Here is an 11964-nt window from a genome sequence, read left to right as displayed (position 1 = left end):
AGAAGAAGCCGCGTGTGTCAATCACACGCGGCTTCCGTTTCATCCTGCCCGTAAAACATGGTATCCAAAATCTCCTCCCCCGTGATCGCTCCGAAGCAGTCCCGCAGCGGATACCGCTCCAGCACCGCGGCGATATCCTCCCGGCGGAAAAGCACACCCTCAAGCTCCTTCTCCAATGGCTCCAGAGAACAGCGGGAGAGAAAATCCCCCCGGAACGCGGCCCCAGTGATCCGTCCCTCCTTCACGGAGACCCGGGCCTCCAGGCTCCCGCCGTCCCAGCGGCGCTTGTTCACCATGTCATAGGCGGGTGAGCGTCCAAAGTTCCACTCCCAGGCGTCATACCGGCTCCGTTTCAGCGCTTCCACAGCCTCCAGCTCCTCCGGCGACAGGGCCCCGGTCACAAAGCCCTCTCCCGCCAGGGCCGTTTTCAAATAAGCCCAAAAGGCCGGCAGATCCATATCCTCCCGCAGAAAATCCCGGATGTTCCCCACCCGGCTCCGGACGGACTTGGAACTCTTGGAGCGGAATTTCTCCGGGTCCGCCCGCAGAGCCCCCGCCACCATGTCCGGGTCCGTGTCGAAGAGCAGCGTCCCGTGGTGCAAAATCCGGCCGTTCAGCAGCCTCTGGGCCGTACCGGAAACCTTCCTTCCCTCCACCAGGATGTCGTTCCGTCCGGAGGCCTCCGCCCGGAGGCCCAGGCCCTGAAGGGCGCTGGTCACGGGCTTGGTAAAGCGCCCCATGGTCAGGTTCTCCGCCTCCCCCGCGTCGGTGATAAAGGAATAGTTCAAATTCCCCAGGTCATGATACACCGCGCCGCCGCCCGTGGTCCGCCGGACTACCCGGACGCCGTGGGCCTCCACAAAGGCCCGGTCGATCTCCTCCTCCGCGTTCTGGTTCCGGCCGATCACCACCGTGTTGTCATTCTGCCAGAGAATGAGGTAGTCCCCTTCTATCCTATGGGCCAGCACATATTCCTCAAAGGCCAGATTGTAAAAAGGGTCCTGGGAACCCGTCTCTAAATAGGTCACGCGCATATCCATGGGTCTTCCTTCTTTCTCAAGGCTGAACGCCTCGGATAAAGCCGTCCATCAGTCCCGTCAAATGCTCCTCGATGGTGGCGGCCGCCGCTTTTATGTCCCGGTTTGCAATTTCCTCCAGCAGCCGCTGGTGCCCCTGTTGGAGCTGCTTCAAGCTCTCCGCGTCCGTCAGGGCGGAGACGCTGAACCAGTTCCGCATGTTGCACTGCTCCCATAGCCGCAGCAGCACATGGTTTCCCGTCGCATTGATAATAGCCCGGTGAAAATCCGCGTCACGCCCGGTAAAGTGCCGCAGGTCCCCCTGCCGGGCGCAGTCGTCCATCTCTTCCAAGATCGCTTGAAGCTGGTCTGTCAATGCGCCCAAAGCCTCATCGGACAGCTGCCCGATTGCGTCCCGAATGCTCTTGGACTCCAGGCAGATGCGGACGCTGTAATTGTCCCGGATGTCCTTTTCCGTCAGGGTTCGGACCCGGGAGCCCTTAAAGGGCACCGTCTCCACCAGGCCCTGGGCCTCCAGATCCCGGATGGCCTCCCGAACGGGCCCCTGCGAAACGCCCAGTTCTCTGGCCCAGAAGGTCTCGATGATTTTATCGCCGGGGCGGAGCTCCCCCTCAAAAATCGCGTCCCGGATGGCACTGCGGATCTCCTCGCGGAAAACCTTGCGCTGTGGAGGCGAGGCGTTTACTCTCTCCATATCGAACCACCTTATTGATAATTGATAATTCTATTATAAGGTCCGCCCCGCCGAAAGTCAACCGCCCCTGGTCTTTTCACATATCCCACAAAAGAGCGTTCGAGATTTCGTCATATTATAAATTATAAATTATTGATAATCTATAATATGCGTGTTAGAATGAAACCATCTTGAAAAGCGGAGGTGTCCCTTCTATGATCGACAAACAGACCGGTCTTTGGATCTACAACAAGATGAACGAGATCCGGGACTTCGAGGAGACGGCGTGGACGCTGTTCACGGAGAATAAGCTCCGGGGCTCCGTTCACCTTTACACCGGCGAGGAGGCTGTGGCGGCATCCGTGTGCGCCCAGCTGACGGACGAGGACCTCATCGCCTCCACCCACCGGGGCCACGGCCACTGCATCGCCAAAGGTGCGGAGCTGGACCGGGCCCTGGCGGAGCTGATGGGCAAGTCCGACGGCTACTGCAAGGGCCGCAGCGGCTCCATGCACATCGCGGACTTCTCCAAGGGCAACCTGGGGGCCAACGCCATTGTCGGCGGCGGCATCCCCATCGCCACCGGCGGCGCCCTGGCCCTGAAGATGCAGAAAAAGCCCAACGTGGCGGTGGCCTTCTTCGGCGACGGCGCCAGCAATCAGGGCACCTTCCATGAGTCCATCAACCTGGCCGCTGTGTGGAAGCTCCCCTGCGTCTACGTGGTGGAGAACAACCAGTTCGGCATGACCGTCCCCGTGTGGCAGTCCACCTCCGTGGAGGACATCTCCGTCCGGGGCGCGGCCTACGGCATCCCCGGCGAGACGGTGGACGGCAACGACGTAGTGGCCGTCTACGAAGCCTTCGCCCGGGCCAAGGAGCGTGCCCTTAAAGGCGGGGGGCCCAGCATCATCGAGTGCAAGACCTACCGCTGGCGGGGCCACTGGACCGGCGACCCGGAGGTCTACCGCACCCGGGAGGAAGTGGAGGACTGGAAGGAGAACCGGGACCCCATCAAGCGCTTCCGGGACTACCTCATCAAGCACAAGCTGGCCTCCAAAAAGGAGCTGGGCGAAATTGACCAGGCCGCCGCCAAGAAGATGGAAGCGGCTGTGGAGTTCGCCATGAACAGCCCGGAGCCCGATCCGGCCCATGTTCTGGACGACGTGTTTTATGAAGGGTAAGGAGGGATTTGACAATGGCTAAACTGACTTACGCCCAGGCGATCCGGAAGGTAATCCAGGAGGAGATGCGCCGGGACGAAACCGTCTTCGTCATGGGCGAGGACGTGGAAAAGCTGGGCGGCGTCTTCGGCACCACCCGGGACCTCTATAAGGAATTCGGCACCGACCGCATCCGCAACACCCCCATCTCCGAGTCCGCCATCGTGGGCGCGGCCCTGGGCGCGGCCTGTGCGGGCATGCGGCCCGTGGCGGAGCTGATGTACTGGGACTTCGCCTTTGTGGCGGCGGACCAGATTTTCAACCAGATGGCAAAGACCCGCTATGTCTTCGGCGGCAACGCCAAGATTCCCATGGTCCTCCGCAGCCAGCAGGGCACGGGCCGGGGCAATGCCGCCACCCACTCCCAGTCTTTGGAGAGCATCTTCATGCACATTCCGGGCCTGAAGGTGGCCTGCCCCTCCACCCCCGCCGAGGCCGCCGGCCTCCTCCGCACCGCCATCCGGGACGACAACCCCGTCTGCTTCTTCGAGCACAAGGCCCTCTACATCACCAAGGGCGAGGTACCCGACGACCCGGAATTCATGATTCCCTTTGGCAAGGCCGACGTGAAGCGGGAGGGCACGGACGTGACCATCGTCGCCAACCTCCTCTACGTCGGCCGGGCCCTGGAGGCGGCGGACGAGCTGGCGAAAGGCGGCATCTCCGCCGAGGTTATCGACCCCCGAACCCTGGTGCCCTTTGACTATGACACGATTGCGGACAGCGTGAAGAAGACGGGCCGCCTGGTGGTGGTACATGAGGCCCACCAGACCAACGGCTGGGGCGCCCAGGTGGTGTCCCAGGTGGGGCAGATGGTCTTCCCGTACCTGGACGCCGCCCCGGTGCACATCGGCGCCAAGGCCTGCCCCCTGCCCTTCAACCCCGGCCTGGAGGCGGCGGTTATCCCCAGCGTGAAGGAAATTGTGGATGCCTGCAAAGCCGCGTGCTACCGCTGAGAAAGGAGCTCTGACTTATGGCAACAATCGTTATCATGCCCAAGCAGGGCCTCATGATGGAGGAGGGCACCATCACCAGCTGGCTGAAAAAAGAGGGCGAGGCCGTTACAGCCGGAGAGCCCCTCTTTGAGATGGAGACCGACAAGCTGACCATCACCATGGACGCGGAGGCCTCCGGCACCCTGCTGAAAATCCTCCACCCCGAGGGGGACGTGGTGCCCATCACCCAGCCCATCGCCGTCCTGGGCGAGCCCGGCGAGGACGTTTCCGCCCTGGTGGGCGGGGACGCGGCCCCCGCTCAAGCCGCCGCTCCGGCGGAAGCTGCCCCCGCCCCGGCCGCGGAAGCTCCCGCCGCGCCCGCCGTGGAGCGGGCTCCCGGCGAACGGGTCTTCTCCTCTCCCCGGGCCCGGCTCCGGGCGGAGGAAAACGGCGTGAACATCGCCGCCGTCCCCGGCTCCGGCCCCGACGGGCTGGTCATTGAGCGGGACGTAAACGCCTACATGGCGAACAAGCCCGCCGTCACTCCCCTGGCGGCGAACATCGCCAAGGCCCAAGGTGTGGACCTCTCCGGCGTCACCGGCACCGGCTCCAACGGAAAAATCAAGGTCTTCGACCTGCCCGGCGGCTCTCCCGCTGCGGCTCCCGCCGCCCAAGAGTCCCCTGCGGCTGTCCAGCAAAGCCGGGACACTCGCACAGAAAAAATGTCCGGCATGCGCAAGGCGATTTCCCGGAACATGCTGGCCAGCAAGGAAACCAACGCCCAGACAAACCACCGGATCAAAGTGGACATGACCGCCGCCATCGCCCTGCGGAAGCAGTACAAGGACCTGGGAATCAAGATCTCCTACAATGACATCATCGTCCGGGCCTGCGCCAAGGCCCTGGCGGATATGCCCATTGTCAACGCTTCCGTGGAGGGAGACAGCATCCTGTACCACGACTATGTGAACGTGGGGACCGCCGTCTCCGTCCCCGGCGGGCTGATCGTCCCGGTCATCAAGGACGCGGACATCATCGGCCTGAGCGGCATCGCCGCCCGGTCTGCCGAGCTGATTGAGAAGGCCCGTGACGGCAAACTCACCGACGCGGACTATCACGGCGGCACCTTCACGGTCTCCTCCCTGGGGATGTTCGATCTGGACGACTTTGTGGCCATCATCAATCCGCCGGAGTCCGCCATCCTGGCGGTGGGCAAGATCGCCAAGACCCCGGTGGTGGTTACCAATGAAGAGGGAGAGGGAGAGGACGCGATTGTTATCAAGTCCATGTGCGCCCTGTGCCTGAGCTACGACCACCGGATCATCGACGGGGCCGAGGCTGCGAAGTTCCTCCAGAAGGTGAAGAACTACCTGCAAAACCCCGTACTGCTCATTTAAGGAGGGCCGACATATGCAGAAATTTGACGCGGTCGTCGTGGGCGGCGGCCCCGGCGGCTATGAGTGCGCCATCCGCCTGGCCCAGAACGGCCTGAACACCGCCCTGGTGGAGGAGGCGGAGCTGGGCGGCACCTGCCTAAACCGGGGCTGCATCCCCACCAAGACCCTCCTTCACTCCGCCGACGTGTACTATGAGGCGAAAAACGGGGCCGCTTTCGGTGTCACCGCCAGGGACGTGTCCTTCGATTACGCGAAAATTATCGAGCGGAAAAACGCCGTCTCTAAGCAGCTGAGCAACGGCATCGGCTTCCTGGAAAAGAGCCACGGCGTTACCGTCATCCGGGCCCACGCCACCCTCACCTCCCGGACCACTGTGGAACTGGACAATGGCGAGACTCTGGAGTGCAGACACCTGATCGTAGCCACCGGCTCCAGCCCCGCCCGGATTCACATTCCCGGCGTGGACCTCCCCGGTGTGGTGGATTCCACGGGCCTCTTGAACATGACCGCTTGCCCCAAACACATCGTCATCGTGGGCGGCGGGGTCATCGGCATCGAGTTCGCCACCTTCTATTACCGCCTGGGCGTGAAGGTCACCGTGGTGGAGATGCTGGACCGGGTGCTGGGACCCCTGGACAAGGATATCACGGACTTTGTGGAGGCCGAGCTGAAAAAGAACGGCGTGGAGCTGGTCCTGGGCGTCAAAGTGGAATCCATCGAGCCCGGCCTGAAGGTGAATTACGCCTCCGTCAAGGACGGGGCCAAGGGCACGGCGGAGGGCGACGTGGTCCTCATGGCCGGAGGCCGGATTCCCAACACCAGGAGCATCGGCCTGGAAACCCTCGGCGTAAAGATGGACCGGAAGGGCTTTGTGGAGATCGACGGCCTCTGCCGGACCAATGTCCCCGGCGTGTACGCCATCGGCGACATCAACGGCAAGATGCAGCTGGCCCATGTAGCCTCCGCCCAGGGCCTGCTGGCTGCCGACCACATCGCCGGAAAGCCCTGCAAGCAGCTGAATCTGAACCGCATCCCCTCCTGCGTCTACTGCAATCCGGAAACGGCCATGGTGGGCCTCACCGAGGAGCAGGCCCGGGCCGCAGGCAGGGACGTGGGCACCGGCGTGTTCAATCTCTCGGGCAACGGCAAAGCCCTGACCATGGGGGAGAACAAGGGGCTGGTAAAGTTCGTCTTTGATAAAGCCACCGACGAAATCCTGGGCTTCCATGTCATCGGCCCCCGGGCCACGGACCTGGCGGCGGAAGTGGCCGCCGTGATGGAATGCGAGGGCACGATTTCCGAAATCGGCAGCACCGTCCACCCCCACCCGACGGTGAGCGAGGTGGTCATGGAGGCGGCCCACGCCTGCCATGGAACCTGCGTCAACGCGCCGAAGGTTCGCAGATAAGTGGAACAGGGCTCCGGCAAAGGCCGGGGCCCCGTAAAAATACGACAACCATGCCTTAAACTCGTCCAGCGAAATGACCTCCCGGTCACAGTCCCTCTTACTGGTTTTTGCCGCTTTGTGCCAGTCGGCAAACTGCTCCTCCGTGAGCTTCCCTGCCTTGATCCAGGCGAAGCGGCGACGGTACTCCCGGAAAACCTGATCGCTCCTGCGGCTCTCCGCCGCCTCTGAACGGGTGCGGTGCTCCGGCAGAGTTTCCCAGATGCGCTGGGACGGCTGCAATACTCCGCTGTAATCCGCCCGGTGATGGGGGAGTACCTCCCGCAGTTCCTGCATCGGCGAATAGGGATTTCCCGTTTGACGCACTTCCGGAGAGAGAAGTCTATCAAGTCACGGATGTTCGGAAAAAGAAGCAAAAAGCTCTCTATGACGCGCTGGCGGATGTGGCAGCTCTGGCCCAAGCCAAGGTGCTCTACGAGGAAGGACTGTCCGGCATGGAAACGGAGTTCTCCCGGTACATGGAGGCAGAGGCTGTTCTGGAGCAGGGCGGTGTTCCTCGTGAACAGCTCACGGCGCAGAGGACGGTATCCGTAAAACAGCTGCAAGAAGAACCAACAATCGGCAGACTGTCAGACAGAATTGGGACAAGCAGATGCCCAGCATGATATAACTGGGCATGCCCGTTTGATTTAGATTAGATGGTACCTGCTCCGCAGATACCGCTTCGGGCTTAGTTTTCTCAATAACGTTTACCGTTTCAAGTTCTCCGATCATGGTCTGATACCCCTGCTCTGGATGCTGGAGCAGAACCCCGGCCTTCGCACCGTCTGCCTCTGCCTGGATCACGACGAGGCGGGCATCGAGGCCAGCGGACGGCTGGCAGAGCTCCTCCATGAACACGGCTATGACAATGTGGGGATGCTCCAGTCCGAACACAAGGACTGGAACGAGGATCTCAAGGCCCGGCGTGGTCTCCCTGCTCAGGAGGCGGAGGAGCATCCCCAGCTCATTGCCGCTTCGGAGGTCTGCGGCAGGATCGGAGTCTACATGGAGGAGTGTGTCATTCCAGAACGGGTAGGCCGTGAGCTGACAAATGCGCTCTGCGGATATGAGATGAATCTCCGCAGGGACTACCCGGAGGGAGCCATGACCTGCATCGAGCTGGCCTCCGCGCTGGCTCTGTACGCCTATGGCCGGGGGCTGCGTCAGCTGAGTGAACCACATAGCAGTGAGGAACTGTTAGAGCAACTGCGGAGCTGTATCCATCCCCACCAGAATCGGAGCAGCTTGAACAGCCGCACCGCTGTGTTGGCGGAACAGGCTCATGCTGTTTTGAAGCTGGCCTCCAAGCCTGGCATCCGCAGTGAGGCGGAAAAACGACAGCTGACGGAAGGCTGGCTGGAGCTGGCGCTGTCCTGCGCAAAGATATCCGTCAAGTATGAGGCGGACGTTTTGAAACAGCAGCAGAAACAGGAACAAGCGGCACTGCAACAAGAAATGGGGTGAATTTATGACGCCGCAGACGATCATGTTAATTTTACTGGCGGGCGGGATGCTTCTGCTCATCGCCGCCGCCACGCACTTCTCCGGAAGTGGGAATCTGGACAACATCAAGTCCAAGACGGTTGGCGACGGCCAGCATGGAACCGCCCGCTGGGCCAACAGGAAGGAGATCCAGCAGACCTACCGGCACATCCCCTTCCATGTGAGCGAGTGGCGCTCCGGCAAGAATCTGCCTAAAGCACAGGGGCTGGTGCTGGGCTGTGTCGGGAAGAAGAACGCCGTCACTGCCCTGGTGGACACGGATGACATCCACTGCCTGATGATCGGCGCGTCCGGCGTGGGCAAGACGGCGTTCTTTCTCTACCCCAACATGGAGTACGCCTGCGCCAGCGGGATGAGCTTTCTGGCCCTTGATACCAAGGGCGATCTCGCCCGGAACTATGGAGCCGTGGCCTTACAGCACTATGGCTACAAGGTGGCGGTAATCGACCTGCGCAATCCCACCAGGTCTGATGGATACAACCTCCTCACACTCATCAACCGCTACATGGATATCTGCCGGGAACAGCCGTCCAATCTGGCGGCGAGGGCAAAGGCGGAGAAGTACGCTAAAATCCTGGCCAAGACCATCATAAACCCGGAAGGAGACTCTTCCAACTACGGGCAGAACGCATTCTTTTACGATTCAGCGGAGGGGCTGCTCACTGCGGTCGTTCTCCTGCTGGCGGAGTATCTTCCGCCCACAGAGGAGGCTCCCCAGGAGCGCCGGCACATCGTCAGCGTGTTCAAGCTGGTGCAGGATCTGCTGGCGCCCAGCAAGACCAAAGGCAAGAACGGTTTTCAGGTTCTGATGGACTCTTTGCCCGACACGCACAAGGCACGGTGGTTCGCCGGAGCCGCTCTCAACTCGGCGGAACAGGCCATGGCCTCGGTCATGTCCACGGTGCTGTCCAGGTTGAACGCCTTCACCAGCAGGATATTGTTGACGATGGTGACGATCACGATGGACAGCTGCGTCAGAAAGCTGGACGCGCCCAGCGCCATGACCTGCTTCAGCAGCCTCCAGTCCAGCCGGAAGCTGCTGAGGGATATGCGGAAAGACCGGCTTCTGGTCAGATAAGCCGCGCAGATGCAGAAGCTGACAAACTGTCCCAAAATGGTGGCATAGGCCGCGCCCTTGATGCCCATGTCCAGTACGAAAATGGCCACCGGGTCGCCGATGATATTCAGCACCGCCCCCGCCAGCATGGCTCCCATGGCGTACTTGGGACTGCCATCCGCACGGATAATGGAGGCCATCGTATTCTGTGCAAGGGCCAGAGGTATCATCGTATAAATGATGAATCCATAGTCGTGGGCCAGCGCCAGATTTGCGTCAGTCGCGCCAATCAGCCGAAGGAGGACGTCTCCCCAGATGTAGCTGATGAGAATGAGCGTCGCACCGCCCAAAAAGGAGCAGAGGATGCTGTTGCCCACGCTGCGGTGAATGTGTTCGGTTTCGTTTTTTCCCAGGGATACGCTGAGAGCCGCCGCCGCGCCGTCGCCGAAGAACAGCGAAATGCCCCAGCCGATGACTGTGACCGGGAAGATCACACCTGTGGCGGCATTGCCCAGGTAGCCCACGCCGTTGCCCACAAAAATCTGGTCAACGATGTTGTACAGGCAGGAAATAATAAGGGAAAAAATACAGGGGACAGTGACCTTTAAGTAACCGTTCATAACAAATTGGGAAAGGAGCCGTCATGGAACAGACCGTACAGCGGGAACGGAAGATACGCATCATCCCCGCCACGAAGCCGGTATCAACCTCTGGACGGGCCTCCGGCAGCAAGCAGCGGGTGGCCGCCTACTGCCGGGTGTCCACCGGCAGCGAGGAGCAGCTCACCAGCTACACCGCCCAGAAAGCCTACTTCACCCAGAAGATCGGTGAGAACCCCGATTGGGAGATGGCCGGTATTTTCGCTGACAAAGGCATAACCGGCACAAGCATGAAAAAGCGGACGGAGTTCAAGCGAATGATCGCCGCCTGCAAACGGGGCCGAATCGACCTGATCCTCACCAAATCCCTCTCCCGCTTCGCCCGGAATACGGTGGACAGCCTGGAAATGGTGCGGATGCTCCGGGCCAACGGCATCGGTGTGATCTTTGAAAAGGAAAATATCAATACGCTGACGGAGTCCAGCGAGTTCCTGATCACCCTGTTCAGCGGATTTGCCCAAGCGGAGAGCGAGTCCATCAGCAAAAACGTGATCTGGGGCATCCAAAAGAGCCGGGAGGCAGGGAACGTCCCCTTCCAGTACCAGAAGCTGTTGGGCTACCGGCGGGGGCCTGACGGTCAGCCGGAGATCATCCCGGAGGAGGCGGAGACGGTAAAGCGTATCTTCCGCCGCTACTTGGACGGGTGTAGCCTGGGCCAGATCAAAGCGGAGCTGGAGAAGGACAAGGTTCCCACCTCCTGCGGGGTTCAGAGCTGGACATATCAGGTGATCCACAACATCCTGGTCAATGAAAAATACATTGGCGACGCCCTGCTGCAAAAGACATATACCACCGACTGTATCAGCAAGACGGTAAAGAAAAACCAGGGAGAGCGCCCCATGGTGTATGTGGAGAACAATCACCCGCCCATCATTCCGAAAGAGATCTTCTATCAGGTACGGGAGGAGATGGCCCGCAGGGCCAGCAAGCGGAAGGTGATGCAGAAAACGGGCAAGACCGAGCAGGGTAAATACTCCGCCAAATACGCCCTGTCCGAACTGCTGGTGTGCGGGGAGTGCGGTACGCCATACAAGCGGTGTAGCTTGTTCCATTGCCCATCCTCCTAATTTTCACCGCAAAGCTGCTGCCCCTGCCCACCTCGCTGTCAACAGAAATATCGCCGCCCACAATATCTACCACACGCTTGACCAGGGCCAGCCCCAGGCCGTTGCCCTGCGCGGCGTGAGAGGTGTCGCCCTGATAGAACTTCTCGAAAATGCGTTCACCTACCTCTGGAGGGATACCACAGCCAGTGTCCGTGATCCGCACCACAGCAAAGTCCTCCACCCCCTCCAAGCTGACCGCAACACGCCCGCACACCGGAGTGAATTTCAATGCGTTGGAGATGAGATTATTCCATACCAGCATCAGCAGCTCCGCATCGGATTCAATCAGCACATCCTCCGCCAAATCAGTTTCCAGCTCAATATCCTTTCCCTCCCAGGCATCCTCAAAAGATAAAAGGCACTGGCAAAGCTGTTCTCCCAGATCATAGACCGTTTTTTCCGGGTAAATCTGTTGATTTTCCAGCTTGTTCAGCTTCAGAATATTTGTGATGAGGTCCGACAGGCGGCAGGATGCGTCCACAATCGTTTTGGCGTATTCTGCCCGCTGCTCCTCCGGAAGATTTGCCTGCTGAAGCATGACCGCGTAATTCTGAATGACCGCCAGAGGTGTTTTCAATTCATGGGAAACATTGGCGATAAAATCCGTGCGCAGCGTCTCGATGCCGGACAGTTCCTGTACCATGCGGTTAAAATAGTTAATGGTGACATTAAAGCTATCTTGGGCGTTCAGTCCCCGGACCGGCTGGATGCGTACCGACAGATCGCCAGCCATGACCTTCTCCGCAGCGGCGGCAATCCGCCGGACAGGCCGCGTAACGGTATACCAGCGCCGGACACCGTCAATCAATGTGCAAAGCAGACTGATGAGCACCACATTGCCAAAGGTGAGCTTTGCCGCGCTTTCGATATTTTCCTTGGAGAACACGACTCCCATGCTCCGCTGCATCTCAAGCAGGAACAGCTCCAGAC

At 60.4% G+C, this 11964-nt stretch carries 8 protein-coding genes and 3 pseudogenes; 7 read left to right on the top strand and 4 right to left on the bottom strand.

Going from position 1 to position 11964, the window contains the following annotated elements; translation table 11 throughout:
- Positions 1-17: 17 nt before the first annotated feature.
- Both Q1M04_RS11200 and Q1M04_RS11195 read right to left on the bottom strand, forming a co-directional pair.
- Positions 18-1040, bottom strand: a complete 1023-nt coding sequence (locus Q1M04_RS11200) for a lipoate--protein ligase (protein ID WP_300346708.1) — start codon at positions 1038-1040, stop codon at positions 18-20.
- 16 nt (positions 1041-1056) lie between these two features.
- Positions 1057-1731, bottom strand: coding sequence for a GntR family transcriptional regulator (locus tag Q1M04_RS11195; protein ID WP_295756446.1), 675 nt, complete (start codon positions 1729-1731; stop codon positions 1057-1059).
- A 194-nt stretch (positions 1732-1925) separates the two neighbouring features.
- On the opposite strand from Q1M04_RS11195, the gene Q1M04_RS11190 reads away from it, so the two are divergent.
- The 6 genes and pseudogenes from Q1M04_RS11190 to Q1M04_RS11165 all read left to right on the top strand — a co-directional run.
- Positions 1926-2891, top strand: coding sequence for a thiamine pyrophosphate-dependent dehydrogenase E1 component subunit alpha (locus tag Q1M04_RS11190; RefSeq protein WP_300346705.1), 966 nt, complete (start codon positions 1926-1928; stop codon positions 2889-2891).
- 14 nt (positions 2892-2905) lie between these two features.
- Complete coding sequence (locus tag Q1M04_RS11185) at positions 2906-3886, top strand: alpha-ketoacid dehydrogenase subunit beta (protein WP_300346702.1); 981 nt, start codon at positions 2906-2908, stop codon at positions 3884-3886.
- A gap of 17 nt (positions 3887-3903) precedes the next feature.
- On the top strand, positions 3904-5262 hold the full coding sequence (locus Q1M04_RS11180; protein ID WP_300346700.1) for a dihydrolipoamide acetyltransferase family protein: 1359 nt from the start codon (positions 3904-3906) through the stop codon (positions 5260-5262).
- Positions 5263-5275: 13 nt separating this feature from the next.
- Positions 5276-6670: a dihydrolipoyl dehydrogenase gene (gene lpdA / locus Q1M04_RS11175; RefSeq protein ID WP_300346698.1), complete on the top strand. Its 1395-nt coding sequence runs from the start codon at positions 5276-5278 to the stop codon at positions 6668-6670.
- A gap of 792 nt (positions 6671-7462) precedes the next feature.
- Positions 7463-8173: a toprim domain-containing protein gene (locus Q1M04_RS11170; RefSeq protein ID WP_300447818.1), complete on the top strand. Its 711-nt coding sequence runs from the start codon at positions 7463-7465 to the stop codon at positions 8171-8173.
- Positions 8174-8219: 46 nt separating this feature from the next.
- Positions 8220-9137 (top strand): annotated as a pseudogene (locus tag Q1M04_RS11165) (type IV secretory system conjugative DNA transfer family protein); the annotation flags it as partial.
- A gap of 74 nt (positions 9138-9211) precedes the next feature.
- Here Q1M04_RS11165 and Q1M04_RS11160 read toward each other — a convergent pair.
- A pseudogene (locus Q1M04_RS11160) lies at positions 9212-9889 on the bottom strand (MATE family efflux transporter); the annotation flags it as partial.
- Positions 9890-9912: 23 nt separating this feature from the next.
- Here Q1M04_RS11160 and Q1M04_RS11155 point away from each other — a divergent pair.
- Positions 9913-10995, top strand: coding sequence for a recombinase family protein (locus tag Q1M04_RS11155; protein ID WP_300447815.1), 1083 nt, complete (start codon positions 9913-9915; stop codon positions 10993-10995).
- 55 nt (positions 10996-11050) lie between these two features.
- Here Q1M04_RS11155 and Q1M04_RS11150 read toward each other — a convergent pair.
- Positions 11051-11929 (bottom strand): annotated as a pseudogene (locus Q1M04_RS11150) (HAMP domain-containing sensor histidine kinase); the annotation flags it as partial.
- Between the last annotated feature and the right edge of the window lie 35 nt (positions 11930-11964).

Origin of the sequence: uncultured Oscillibacter sp., assembly GCF_950073225.1 — a bacterium.
Classification (GTDB): Bacteria; Bacillota; Clostridia; order Oscillospirales; family Oscillospiraceae; genus Oscillibacter.
Note: the sequence above shows the minus strand (reverse complement) of the source record. Positions and strands in the feature narration are given on the sequence as shown.